Genomic DNA, 14664 nt, shown 5'->3' on the forward strand with positions numbered 1-14664 from the left:
ATAGGCTCTACAAGGCATTGATTTATAATGATATTTCACTGTTTTGTATGTTAAATGAGAGTCTCGAATAACGTAGGATTATCTCATTTCAAAGCTGTGTATCTTGAATCAATCAAAACCACTCATTTGCACATAACAAGTGGGATGAGTGTATGGATAAAATTTATATAAGAAAGGAGTAAAAATGGTCCTTATGAACCGTCTTAATGCAAGGGCTGTCGCAACATTGGGGGCTGGCAAATATAACGATGGTGCCGGCTTGCTTCTTCATAAGCGTAAAGATGGAGGTGCTCAATGGATTTACCGTTATACCCTTCATGGTCGGCGCCGTGAAATGGGCTTGGGTACGTTGCGAGATGTCTCTTTAAAACAAGCCCGTGAATGTGCAATGCAATGGCGTGCTGTTTTACGTGAAGGGCGTGATCCTATTAAAGAACGTAATAAACAAAAGCGTGAGGCAATAAGCAATCTCCATTATTTAAAAGATATTGCTTTAGATGCTTTTGAAAGTCGTAAAGCTGAATTAAAAGGAGATGGGAAAAATGGACATTGGTTTACACCTTTACGCCTTCATATTCTTCCCAAGTTAGGCTGTTTACCCGTTTCAGAGATTACCCAAACAGAGATACGGAATGTTCTTGCTCCCATTTGGCATACAAAAACTGGAGCTGCTCGGACAGCATTGATACGTCTTAATCTTTGTCTTAAACATGCGGCTGCCTTAGGATTGGATGTTGATTTACAAGCAACAGAAAAAGCAAAAGCTCTCTTAGGTAAACAACGCCATAAGGTCACTAATAGACCAGCCATGGATTGGAAAGATGTTCCTGCTTTTTATAAAACACTCTGTGAAGCATCAACCCTAACACAACTGGCTTTGCGGCTGCTTATCCTTACAGGGGTTCGTAGCAATCCCTTATGTCATATTCATAAAGATCAAGTTGATGGGGATATATGGACTATCCCTGCTGAAAATATGAAAGGCAAGCGTGATATGACAACAGAATTTCGCGTCCCTTTATCAACAGAGGCATTAGAAATCTTAAAACAAGCGCGTCTGCTTTCTCGCAATGATTTTTTCTTTTCTGTAACCGGTCGGGGTCCCCTCGCTGCACGCTGTATGTCACAATATATGCAACGCGCTGGTCTTAAAGACTGCCCCCATGGATTTCGCTCTAGTTTACACAATTGGCTTGCTGAAACAACCGATGCCCCCTATGAGGTCGCTGAAACTATTCTAAGTCATACAGTTGGGGGGAAAGTAGAGCGTGCCTATCGTCGCACTGATTATCTAGAACAGCGCCGTGTCTATATGGATAAATGGGCGGCATATGTTACAGGTCAATCTTAAGATATGGGGTGAATAATCCCATTATCTGTGGATAACTTTAGCTCTCTTCTCTCTCATTCTTTCTCAATAAGATTCATCACGTATCACATCAGAAATTATATGATAAAATATTGTTTTCTATAAATAAAATACCTTCAAAAATGAACCAAAATGTGGTTAATAAATAGTTATGATTTGTTACCATTTTTTGAGAGTGAAAGGATTTTAATATGACAGAAAATGATATTCTTTTAACAGACCGTGAAAGTGCAAAATTGCTTCATATGAGTATCTCAACATTCCGCCGTCATGTTACCAATGGCTCTTTGCCAAAACCTTTAAAATTTGGTTTTTTATCGCGTTGGTTACAATCAGATCTTATCAATGTCATCGAGCAAGCAAAACAGCAACGTTATAACGACGCGGCATAAAAAGAAAACCTTGTCACGTAAGGACGGACAAGGCTTTCTCAAACTCATCACCCTAGAGCTAGCACAATCCGTCCTATGGTGCAATATTCATAGGATAAAAAATGATGTGTTCTTTTAAGAATGCGCAGGGCATTACACGTGCCTTGCTAGGGGTTTGGCATGGATATTATGGGATAGCCCGTTGTCCTGCTCATGATGATAGGCTGCCTAGCTTATCCCTTACCAATGGACATGATGGGCGTCTCTTACTCACTTGTTATGCTGGCTGCTCTTTTAGAGAGATCATACAAGCGCTCATCAGAATTGGCTTGCTGGGGAAACAAGCCTTTTTTGATAAAGCTTATGATCAGACGCTCTCTTTATCCAAACAGTTTTGTGCTGATCTCAAACGAGCAAAACAGAAAACAGAGAGAGCAAAAGAAATTTGGCAACAATGCCAACCAATCAAAAATACTTTAGCAGAAACCTATTTACGTATGCGGGGTATTACTTGTGAATTGCCTGCTGATTTACGTTTTCACAATAAATGCCCACATCCATTAGGGATGACACTGCCCGCGTTGGTCGCTCTTGTTAAGGGCGCTGGCTCTTTTGCCATTCATAGAACCTTTTTAAAAGACAATGGCTGTAAAACAGATCAGAAACCAGCAAAAGCCATGTTGGGGTCTGTCATGGGTGGTGGGGTACATTTAAGCCAAGCCAATCCCAAACATCTGGTTATTTGTGAAGGCATTGAAACGGGTCTGTCTCTGCTGTCTGGGTTGTTATCAGAGCCCGTGAGTTTGTGGGCGTCTCTTTCAACCAGTGGCATGATGCGTGTGAATTTACCCCATACAAAAGGACGTCTGACAATTGCAATGGACGGCGATGATGCGGGTCGTAAAGCAGGTTTTACCCTAGCTGCACGTGCTTATAGCCAAGGCTTTGAGGTCTTTATCATGCAAGCTCCAAACGCTTTAGATTTCAATGATTTTCTCTATTATTCAAGGTAAGTAATATGACAAAAGATAATCAAAATATTTTAGAGAATAATACTCCCGTCAATGATAACGATAATGTTTTTCTAAATGATAATGCTTGTTTAAAAGCCATTCCTTATGAACAAGCCTTACAACAAAATGGGTGGGGGCAATTAAAACCGATTGCTACGGCTCTTTTACCCGTCGAACCTTTCAATCTATTACAGATCCCAATGCCACTCATGAACTATATTTATGACGTTTCAGAGCGTCAACAAGCCCCGCTCGATTTTATTGCTGTCTCTGCTCTTTGTGGTTTGGCTGCTGTCATTGGCAATGGCGTACGGATTGCCCCAAAACAACATGATGATTGGACAATTGTTCCTAATCTCTGGGGCGCTCTTATTGGTCAATCGTCAACCATGAAAACACCAGCCATGAAAGCCGCTTTAGCTCCTATCACTTGCCTTCAAAAAGAATGGTATAAAGAGTGGTTAAAGCAGAAAGAAAGACTAGAAATTGAAGAGAAACTTGAAACTTTAGACAAACGAGAAAAGGAAAAACAAGCCAATAAAGCGCTGAAAAAAGGAGATCTTGAAACAGCACGTGCTCTGTTGTCTGAAGCCCCCTCTAAAGATAATACCCATGATGATGATGTCTCTCGTTTTATCGTCAATGATGTGACCGTCGAAAAACTTGGGGAATTATTAAAAGAAAACCCCCGTGGTTTATTGTTGGTTCGTGATGAGTTATCTGGTTTTTTAACCAATCTAGAAAGAAAGGAATATCAAACAGACCGTGCTTTTTATCTCACAGCTTTTAATGGAGATGATCAATTTACCTATGACCGTATCGAGCGGGGAACCATTTTTATCCCTCATGTCACTTTATCCATAATTGGAGGCATTCAACCCTCACGCATTATTCCACTCATTCAAGCCATGCACCATGGAATAAACGATTAGGTTCTCCAGAACACCCTCTGATCATGCGTTTTATGCCAAAAGCACAAGAGAAATTTTATGAATGGTTAGAGCATCTTCATAGAGAGGCAAAAAGTGGTTGTTTCTCTGAAAGCTTACAATCGCATGTTTTAAAAATGCCAAAAACCATAGCAAGCCTTGCGTTGATTTTTGAACTTCTTGATAGTGGTGGTTTTGAAATTGGACTCTATGCCATTACAACAGCCTTGCGTTGGTTAAACTATCTGTTAAGTCATGCCAAACGTCTTTATGCAGCGCATGATACATTAACAGCAGAGCGTGCAAAATTGATTGTCGAGCGTTGTGATCATTTGCCCGATGTTATTACAGCAAGAGATGTTTATAAACGTGATTGGAAATGTTTAACAGACAATCAAGCCGTTAAAAAAGCTTTAGAGCTTTTATGCCGTTGTAACTATATTCGTGAAATCTCTGGAGACAATAGCTCCCAAAGCGGTCGACCTACCATACGCTATGAATGGCATCCTTTAGTGAAAAGTCATAAGACACCACAATAAGGCATTTACCCTTGTATTTTATAGAGTGAACCTTCAAAGAACGCTTCATCTATGAGTTTTGAGGATTTTGAGGGTTCCCTTTACCCCCTTTATATATTTTTTTCAATCAAAAAATAAAAGTTATTATATTTCAATAAGTTATTTTTTTAATAAACAACCTATATCAAGACACAACCTATAAATACAATCCACGGTATATTTTTGAGGGTATTTTGAGGGTTTGAGAAACCTTCAAAACCTCTCTATAAAATGGTTCATAAAACTTATCAAAATACTCATTCTGATATTTTAAAGCCCATGGTGCATTTGTCTTGATGAACACATCAAATAAACAGCAAATTTCACTATTTTGCTGATCTGACCTCATGTCATAGCCTGTGAATAAACAGCCTTTAAAAAATCTTTTGAAAAAATTTATCCGCTTTTTAGCATTTTCCACATTTTTCACACTATTCATTCAAAATGGATTTAATTAACTTCATTTCGATTCTTTTGATGAAAATTACTCAATAGAATATATTGTAATGGAGTTTATTCTTTATGTCTCACCTTCATAAGTCTGATCATGAACGTGTCACTTTACGCTCTCTCTTAGAATATTATCGTCAACAAGCAAAATCACCCCGTGAATTGGGAACATTGTTTGAAAATCTTGTCATGGCTTATCTTATGCATGACCCTCTCCATTTTGGACGATATGAAACGGTTGAGAGCTATTATGAATGGGCAACAGAGCGTGAAGGTTGGAATAAAAATGATATCGGCATTGATCTGGTTGCCAAGCTTCGTCATCAAGAAGGGTATGTGGCTATTCAATGTAAGTTTTATAAAGCAGACCATCAGATCAGTAAAAAGGATATTGATAGCTTTATCGCTGCCTCTGGAAAAGACATCTTTAAATATCGTCTTCTCGTTGATACCACGGAAGTGGAATTAAGTGACAATGTGAATGCCATGATCAAAGGACAAGCGATACCCGTTTATCGCATTGACCTTCGTCATATGGAAAACAGTCGTATAGATTGGCAAATATTTGCAACGAAAAAAGAACTTGTTCTGAAATCAACAAAAGAGCCTCGTCCCCATCAAGAAGAAGCCATCAAGAAAGTCTGTGAAGGTTTAAAAGAAGCAGACCGTGGCAAGCTGATTATGGCATGTGGTACGGGTAAAACTTTCACAAGCCTTAAGATAGCAGAAACAATAGCAGGGAAAGGCAAACGTATTTTGTTTCTGGTGCCTTCTCTTGCTTTAGTCTCACAAACGATCCGTGAATGGACAGCCGATGCACAAGTCCCCTTGCGTTCTTTTGCAGTGTGTTCGGATACAAAAGTAGGCAAGCGTCGTAAAAACCAAGATGATATTGTTGGCATGGAAACATCAGATCTTGTTCTCCCTGCTACAACAGATGCAAAAGCCCTTGCCAAAGAAGCTTATGAAAACCTCGCAGATGCAATGACGGTCATCTTTTCAACCTATCATTCCATTCAAGTGATTTCGGATGCCCAAAAAGAGCATGGGTTACCTGAATTTGATCTGATCATTTGTGATGAAGCGCATAGAACAACTGGTGTTGTGTTGGGAACAGACAAGTATGAATCTGAATTTATCAAGGTTCATGACAATAGCATTATTCGAGGTAAAAAACGCCTCTATATGACAGCAACGCCGAAAATCTTTACTGACAAACTGAAGAAGAAGGCTGACGTATCCGATGCCGTGCTAGCTTCTATGGATGATAAAGAGCTCTATGGGAAAAATCTTTATACCTATACTTTTTCAAAAGCTCTAAAAGATAAGCTTTTAACACCTTATAAAGTTATCGTCTTAGCTGTTGATGAAGCAATTATCAACGCAACAATTCAGAAGCGTCTTAAAGATAAAAATTCCGAACTTATTCTTGATGATACAACCAAAATCATTGGCTGCTATAAAGCACTGGCTCAAATAGAAAAGAAGGAAGACGATGGCATAAAACCTATGCGTCGTTCTCTGGCTTTCTGTAAGGATATCAAGACATCTGAACGAGTTAGCGAAATTTTTAATGATGCTATTGATGAATATCATAACTTTGTTCCAGAAAGTAAAGCATCTCTTATCTTTGATGTTAAGCACATTGATGGGACTTTTAATGGTAAAGACCGTAATAAATTGCTTGATTGGCTTAAAGAAGATACAGATGAGAATAACTGCCGTGTACTCACCAATGTGCGTTGTCTTTCTGAGGGGGTAGATGTTCCTGCTCTTGATGCCGTTCTATTTTTACACCCGCGCAAAAGTCATGTGGATGTAATACAAGCGGTAGGACGTGTAATGCGTCGCGCAGAAGGTAAAACAACAGGCTATATTATTTTACCCGTTGGTATTCCCTTTAATATTCCACCACAACAGGCTTTAGAAAACAATACAAAGTATGATGTTATCTGGCAAGTTCTCAATGCTTTGCGTGCCCATGATGACAACTTTAAAAACAAAATGAAAGCCTTAGAGCTAGACCAAGATGTTCGTCATCTATTTGAGATTATAGGGGTAACTTTTGACCCCGCTTTGCAAGCAATGACCGCAGTTGTTGACGAACTCTCTTTCCACGCAAAATCTGAAAGTACTGGGCTTCATATTGGCTCAGTAGCAAGTGAAAGCCCTCATAGATATGAAGTACAAGAAGAATTCGATTTTTATATTGATGAATTATCGCGTGCTATTAAGCCAATCATTGTCAGAAAATGTGGAGAGCCTAATCAATGGGGAAATTGGGCGGGCAATGTTGCTGCGATTGCACAAAACCATATTACACATCTTCAAAACCTGCTTGCTGATGAAAACAGTGAAGCCTTTCATGCTTTTGAGGGCTTTCATAAGGAATTACAAAACAACGTTAACAGCGAAATCAAACAAGAGGAAGCGATTGAGATGTTAGCGCAACACCTTGTGACACGTCCTATTTTTGAATCCTTGTTTGATGGCAATGAATTTGTGCAAAACAATGCTATCTCACAAGCAATGGACAAGATCTTAGCTGAACTTGATAAGATGAATATCAAAGAAGAAGTCAAAGATCTTGAAAAATTTTATCAAAGTGTAAAGGAGGATACAGAGGGTATTATTGAAACGCGTGCAAAACAGAATCTTATTATCAGACTTTACGAAGATTTTTTTACCAAAGCATTCAAAAAAACAACAGATAAACTTGGGATTGTTTATACGCCCGTTGAGGTTGTCGATTTTATCATTCATTCTGTTGATGATGTGTTGCGGAATGAATTTGGAAAAAGCCTAGGGTCACGTGGTGTCTCTATTCTTGACCCTTTCACTGGAACTGGAACCTTTATCACACGGCTTTTACAATCCAATCTCATAAAACCAGAGGATATGGAATATAAATTCCGTCATGATATCCACGCCAATGAAATTGTTTTACTTGCCTATTACATAGCAGCGATCAACATTGAATCGACTTATCATAGTCTGAAGAAAGGTGAGTATATTCCTTTTAAGCATATTGGTTTGGCTGATACGTTTCGGATGGTTGAAAAGCAAGATCTGATGAAAGGTTTACTAGAGAAAAACAGTGAATATTTAGAACTTCAGAAAAACCTCAATATTGAAGTTATTTTTGGTAATCCTCCTTATTCGGTAGGTCAAAAGAGCGAAAATGATAATGCAAAGAACAGCCCTTATCCCATATTAGATGAACGTATCCGTAAAACTTATGCTGCTCAATCGAAAGTAACGAATATACGAGCACTTTATGACAGCTATATCCGTGCCATTCGTTGGGCAAGTGACCGTATTAGTAATGCTGGGGTAATAGGCTTTGTTTCTGGTTCTGGTTACATAGAAAAGCCAACAATGGATAGCTTACGAAAATCTTTAGCCAAAGAGTTTACGAGTATTTATGTGCTTAATTTACGGGGGGATATTCGTAAAAATATGTTAAGTAATAGTGCTGCTCAAGAAGGAGAAAATGTTTTTGGCAATGGTAGTATGACTGGTATTGCTGTGACCTTATTTATCAAAAATCCCAATGTTTCTAGAGATTGTAAAATTTACTATCATGACATTGGTGATAATCTCACAACAAAAGAAAAACTTACTGCTCTTGAATACTTTGGTAGTATTGATGGCATTACACGTGAACAAAGTTGGCAAATGATCACGCCGGATGAACATGGTGATTGGATAAATCAACGTGATGAGAGTTTCAAAACATTCCTAGCCCTAGGTGATAAGAAAAGTCATGGTAAAAAGCTGTTTGAAAATTTTTCTCGCGGTATTATGACGAGTCGTGATGCTTGGACATACAACTCTAGCCGTGATGCTTTATCAAAAAACATGCACAACATGATTAACTTTTATAATAGTGAAGTGGAACGTTTTAATGATACTTATGCACACACTGACCGTAAAATACATACAAATGTTGTAAATAATTTTGTAAATTCAGATGAAAGTAAGATAAGTTGGAGCCGTGGACTTAAACAAGAGTTGACAAAAAGAAAGTTTTTTGAATTTGAAGAGACATGCCTCATACCAAGTCTGTATCGTCCTTTTACACAACGATGGCTTTATTATAATCGTACCTTCAATGATATGGTTTACCAAATGCCGCGGATATTTCCTATAGAAAAAGCGACTGAAAATAAAGTGATACAAGTTTCTTCTGTAGGAGCAAGAAGTGGATTTTCTATCTTGATGACTAAAAATGTACCTGATGTGAGTGTAATAGATACAGGTCAATGCTTTCCACGCTATATTTACAAAGATGATACGGTTTCAAAAAGTAAAAATGAAAAACAATCCCATTTATTTTTAATTTCTACAGAAGAAAACAAAACAGCTGCTTTACAACGTCGTGATGCTATTACTGATGAGGGATTAGCCCATTTTCAAGCTGCTTATCCTAATGAAATAATCACTAAAGATGATCTATTCTATTACGTTTATGGGATTTTACATTCAGAAGATTACCGTGCTCGTTATGCTGATAATCTCTCTAAGGAACTGCCCCGTATCCCTTGTGTTAAAACTGCTGATGATTTTTGGAAATTTGTAACAGCTGGGCGTAAACTCGGTCATTTGCACGTGAATTATGAAGATGTGGAACCTTATTCCGTGACCTTTAAAAAGGGTAATCCAAAACAGACTGATATCTCTAATCCAGAAAAGTTTTATTATGTGAATGAAATGAAATTCGCAAAAATTACGAATAGTAAGGAAAAGGATAAATCTACAGTTATTTACAACAGCAATATCACAATAACAAACATTCCTCTTGAAGCTTATAACTATATCGTTAATGGTAAACCCGCTCTTGAATGGGTTATGGGGCGTCAATGCGTTAAGACTGATAAAAATAGTGGCATTGTTAATGATGCCAATCGTTATGGTGTTGAAACCATTGGCAACCCTGCCTACCCTCTAGAATTATTTCAAAGGGTTATTACTGTAAGTTTAGAGACAATGAAAATTGTTAAGAACCTACCAAAATTAGAAATAAGAGAAACCGAATAGATTTGGCATGCTCAGATGATAGGCATATTAACCTCACAAAGGGGGGTATAAGGTCTTATACCTATAGGGGGGCTCTATACCCCTTTTATAAACTGCTTACATAACATCTTAAAAGGAGTGTTTATATGCGTTATTCTAAAAAGAAATCATTTGCACTTTTAGATACTCTACTTTGGATTGCTTTAAGATTTATAAGAAATCCTATCTTAAAGTGAATACGCTTCTTTTGGATTGCCTTTAAAAGATTATATCGCAATCTCAAATGATAGCTTTATAGCTTTCAAAAGCTTTGTTTAAAGAGAGTTATATATATTCATTTTCTTAGATTACTTATAGGTTTTGTCTGTTTTTAAAACCCCCAAAACCCCTACAAAACGTATATTATTGATTGAATTTAGAGGTTGTATTGTTGTTATAGGTTGTTTTTTGAAAACTTGATAAAAATTAACTTATTGAAATATAATAAACTTTTATTTTTGACTAAAAAAATAAAATAATAATGGATAAAAGGAACCCCCAAAACCTCCAAAACCCCTCCAAAACTCATAACCATAATGATCTTGATAGCATTGCTTATGATTATAGCCCCTTTCTTTTGAAAGGCTTTAAGAGACCACATGCTTTTTTAAGACGTGTTTTAATTACTCACTAAAATAATCACTTTTGTCAGTTCAATTTACTGACACAAACTGACAAGTTTTAATCAACTCACATCATTGATTATCTTTAAAGATTGTATAATTGATATGAGTTGTGTTTTAAATATATTAACCTATTAAAATATAATGTTTTTAATTTTTCTCATTTGAAAAAAATGATATAGGGTCTAAAAAAAACTGACAATACTAACACGGTCTATTAAAAGGTATTTTGCTAATCTCTATAATTACCAATTTCCATTGAGATGTTTTCATAACGGTCTATAAATCGCAATTATCCTATTTATCAACTAGTTGTATAACATCAACTAAGGTATAGGTTTTCATGAATCTTCCCCTGCATACTCTTTAATTCTTTTGCAGAGGAATTCATAAAAATTACTTGCGTAATACTGGGGATCATCACGTGGAAACTTGAGATAGAGTGGGCATTCACCATCCCGAAACTGCGTATAATCAAAATAAAAGGTTTCACCAAAATCAGTTGTGCAGATAACAAGTTGTTTGGAGTCCGTAAAGCCATCTCTTCTATCGAGCAAATTTCGGTAAACAATATCACCAGCAGGAATACCTGCGCAGATTTCATAAATACTGAATATTTCTTCACCTCCAATTTCTCCTCCTCCATAATTTTTTAAAAAATTCTTATAGGAAGAGGTAAATTGTAAACCAAGAGTGTTCTCAGCTGTTTTAATCCGTACATCATCAGGTGCATTATCTTGAGTACCAAAATTAATAACATGACTATGCATATCAACATATTGTGCAACATCAGCTAAAGTATAACTTTTCATAAATTTTTCTCCATAAGTCACAGCGTGTTTTTACTCATAATGAGTGTTTCTAATGATAAATCTTTTTCTACTATAGCCAATGGAATTGGGATGAGATTGATAAAATCATAAGAGATATGTTCTTGAAGGAGCTCTTTTCTCATCTGTCTCTGTAAAATCATCTCGCATTTACAATATATGATGTAATTAAAGGGGATGATCATTAAAGCTTAGAGAGCACCTTTTAGTGGCATTATTTCAATATTTGCAATAATTACTTTTTCTTTTTTTCCTACTTAGGAATTTTTTTTGAAATCCAACAAATAACTTTTCTGATAAAATTTGTCTTTGGCTTCATAGGAGCAACAAAACTCTTATCTTGATAAAATGAGTAGAGAACCTCAGCTATAGGACCTTCTTGTGTCATAGGATATAACATAACAGGCCTACAATCGACTCCAATAGGAGCTCTTCTTAATACCATTCTTTCCACATTTGTACCTGTTACTATCTGTCCTTTTTCTTTCCAAGAAGAAACTGTTTCAGGCTCAAACAGCTCATCTTCCTGATAAACTTTTTTACCTTTAAAGTCCACAGGCTGAGCTGCTCCCATATTTTTTTTCTTTATCCATTTCATGATTCATAAGCCCCTTCGATTTTTTCAAAATAATCAATGTATTCTTTGTTCTAAATAAACTTAACAAACTCTCCTTCCAAGAAGGAGGTTATTCCTCGCTAGAAAGCTCTGAGTGATTACCAAAATCTTTTGCCACCTGTTCAATCAAAGCGTAGCTCAGTTGCTTCACCTTTGCTACTTTTTTGGCTAAAGCTAATGCACGTTCTAGGTGGGTTTGGCCGATACTCTCGTCAAAACCTAGATGATCACCTGCCGTAAAGCTTTTCTGATAAGATTGTAAGGTCTCAACATCGCCCAACAAAGCAAGAGCACCAATATGAAGCAAAGCGTAATCCTTATTGTCTGTTTTGGACCTTGCATCCTGTTGCCAAGGAGCAGCGCCATAATCACAGCGAAGTCTTTCAGAAAGATCAATATCTTTGACTGCCCATTCTAGCGCATCATCAAGCGCTTGTTTTAAGCGGTCCTCACTAACCTCTGGTTCAAAGATTTCTAATCCCTTGGCTTCAAAATTAAGTTCTAAATCTGGGAAATCTTGCACGTTGGTAGGATCAATTAATTTACAAGCTGCGGCAAGAATACCGGTGCTAATCAAAAAGGCGCTATCAAATTGCGGGCAATCTTTAGCAATTTCATCGTTATAAAGAATATCTACTTCACGATCAGCCAATTGATAGCTTGCCATATAATCATCACCATCGATTTTTTTAGTCGACCAGCCTAAACTTTTTAAAAGAGCTGTGGCACTTTCTATAGTGAGACGATCATCATTATCATCCGCTTCACCTACCTCCTCTATCGCCTCAACAGCAACAGTTTTAGAAGCAACAGGTGTTGTTTGTGGATCGAGAGACAAAATCGGAGCATTTTTCGGAAAACCCGCTCGATAACCCCGTGCAAGAGTAAGAGCGTTGTCAATCGTATATTTCGTGATACCTTCCACAAAGCCTAGATGGTTCTTTGTCCTGAAACTTTCTTTATAAGATTTGAGCTTTTCAACATCCCCAATCAAAACAAGCGCAATAAGGTGACGCGCTACAAGATCAAGTTCACTGTCTGGGGGAAATGCTACATAATCATAGATGATTTGATTGACATTTTGCCGATCAGCCCACTCAAGTATATCTGTACAAATCTCCTTAACTTTGCCTCCATCCAATTCAGTACTAGAAACTGTATAAACTTCTTCTGATTCTTTGAGGGCTATATATTGAGGCATATTATAGAAAATCTCTCTATGAGCAGTAGAAAAACTAAGTGTTGAAAGGGAAGCTTTAAATACAACAATCGGCTCTTCTTCATCACTTTGAAGGTTATACATTATATTGATGATACGGTCTTTACTTACAAAATAAGCATTGCGATTGTAGTTTTTATCTCGATAAACTGTCCAGCCCATCGCTTTTAATTGCTCAGCAATTTTATTAAAAACCGCTAAAGCGTGTGGACTAAGACGCGCATCTGCGTCTTTTCGTTCCTTGAGTATTATCAGATGTTTTTCAGCAAATTCAACAGCGTGATTCACATAGTCTTCTAATTCTTCATCAAGATTTTGCAAATGACTAGGAATCTTATCCTCTGCGATAGAATCTTGATAGGATTTTAGGACATCAATTTGACCTGTCAATGCTAAACAAGCCAAATGCCAAATCACAGCTGGATAATAGCTATATTTTTGGATAAGCGTTTTGCTTTCTATTGATGCTTGTAAATCTTGGGCACGTGCCCATTGTATTATCCGCTCAGAGATTTTTGTCAACTCTTGCTCATTCAATATCTCTACACAAATATCAATTCCTTTATCAACCCCACGAAAATTCTCTCCTCCAATCGTATTAAAAGATCGATAAATATCCGTAGGTCGTACAAGATTACGTTGTCCACAAAAATGAATATACAAGCAAGCCAAAGAAATCTCTTCATTAGATATTTTAGCCTCAAGACGAACATTGTAATTATCATGAAGACGTATAAAGCCAAAATTAAACTGAATAAAACGGTCTGGCAAAGAGAGCCACATTTTTCCAGGTTCCGTAGAAAACCACCCTTGGGTTTTAAGAATACGGCTTGCTGCTGTAAGGCTTATCGAGCGCTGTTTGGGCTTTTTACGCGTTAGAATATCGTCTAACTCCCCGTTTTTATAAGCTTGCGCAAAAAGAATGAGGCGCTCAATCCACCCTATTGTTTTGTAATCTGCAAATTCTGGTACATGTAATTGGGGTGTAAACTCAGAACTTTTTAAAGCCTTAATATCACCAAGTAATGCTTCTGCAACAGCAGAATGATTGGCTGCTTTTTCACGTAATTTTTGTTCAATATCTTGTGCTTTCGCCCAAGCGATAACCCTATTTAAAGATTCCTTAACATGGCTTTCTGAGGGATCTGAAGCCGTAACATCGAAATCCTCTTTCGCAGAAAACAGCGTATCTTCATACTTATCCTGTGATACTTCACCACTAGCATATTCCCAAGCAAGGCAATAAGCAGCAGTGGTAAGATTAGCCGATAGCCGAAACTTTCCCCCATCCTCTCCATAATCTACAACATCATAACTAATGCCTACAATGCGATCGGGAAGATGATAATGCGCAAACATACTACCATCTTCAGCACGATAAGGTTCCCAGCCAAGCGTTTTTAAAATCTCTGTCACGTCTTTAGTTAGCATCGCTATTCACTCTCATTCAAAAAGTCCTGGATAATGAAAAACGTTAACGTCAGTTTTGTCTAACTTATTATTCAATTGTTCTTTAATCCATTTTCTATTCTCATTTTCCAATTCTTTCTTACTTCCTCTAAAATCTTTGAAATCTTTTTGATATTTTTCTAAGAACTCTTTGTTATCTTTAAGAAATTCCGTAAATTT

At 37.2% G+C, this 14664-nt stretch carries 7 protein-coding genes and 1 pseudogene; 5 read left to right on the plus strand and 3 right to left on the minus strand.

Features of this window, described 5'->3' with window-relative positions; all coding sequences use genetic code 11:
• The first annotated feature begins 184 nt into the window (after positions 1–184).
• The 5 genes and pseudogenes from BN202_RS02930 (at position 185) to BN202_RS02955 (ending at position 9729) form a co-directional block, all read left to right on the plus strand.
• Positions 185–1351, plus strand: a complete 1167-nt coding sequence (locus tag BN202_RS02930; protein ID WP_019219036.1) for a tyrosine-type recombinase/integrase — start codon at positions 185–187, stop codon at positions 1349–1351.
• Between the two features lie 209 nt (positions 1352–1560).
• The gene (locus BN202_RS02935) at positions 1561–1761 is read left to right on the plus strand and encodes a helix-turn-helix transcriptional regulator (RefSeq protein ID WP_019219037.1); all 201 of its coding nucleotides are present in this window, start codon (positions 1561–1563) and stop codon (positions 1759–1761) included.
• Between the two features lie 101 nt (positions 1762–1862).
• Entirely contained in the window at positions 1863–2753 is an 891-nt protein-coding gene (locus tag BN202_RS02940; RefSeq protein WP_019219038.1) for a DUF7146 domain-containing protein, read from the plus strand.
• A gap of 5 nt (positions 2754–2758) precedes the next feature.
• Positions 2759–4221 (plus strand): annotated as a pseudogene (locus BN202_RS02945) (YfjI family protein).
• Between the two features lie 540 nt (positions 4222–4761).
• Complete coding sequence (locus BN202_RS02955; RefSeq protein ID WP_019219040.1) at positions 4762–9729, plus strand: DEAD/DEAH box helicase; 4968 nt, start codon at positions 4762–4764, stop codon at positions 9727–9729.
• 982 nt (positions 9730–10711) lie between these two features.
• On the opposite strand, the gene BN202_RS02965 is transcribed toward BN202_RS02955, so the two are convergent.
• The 3 genes from BN202_RS02965 to BN202_RS02975 all read right to left on the minus strand — a co-directional run bounded on the left by BN202_RS02965 (position 10712) and on the right by BN202_RS02975 (position 14466).
• Positions 10712–11182 carry an SMI1/KNR4 family protein gene (locus BN202_RS02965; protein ID WP_019219042.1) on the minus strand — a complete coding sequence of 157 codons (471 nt, stop codon included), beginning with the start codon at positions 11180–11182 and terminating at the stop codon, positions 10712–10714.
• 271 nt (positions 11183–11453) lie between these two features.
• Positions 11454–11798: a hypothetical protein gene (locus BN202_RS02970; protein WP_019219044.1), complete on the minus strand. Its 345-nt coding sequence runs from the start codon at positions 11796–11798 to the stop codon at positions 11454–11456.
• An 88-nt stretch (positions 11799–11886) separates the two neighbouring features.
• Positions 11887–14466 (minus strand): DUF6990 domain-containing protein, encoded by a 2580-nt coding sequence (locus tag BN202_RS02975; RefSeq protein WP_019219045.1) that lies wholly within the window; start codon positions 14464–14466, stop codon positions 11887–11889.
• Positions 14467–14664: the final 198 nt, after the last annotated feature.

It is taken from the genome of Bartonella florencae, assembly GCF_000312525.1.
In the GTDB taxonomy this organism is placed as follows: Bacteria; Pseudomonadota; Alphaproteobacteria; order Rhizobiales; family Rhizobiaceae; genus Bartonella; species Bartonella florencae.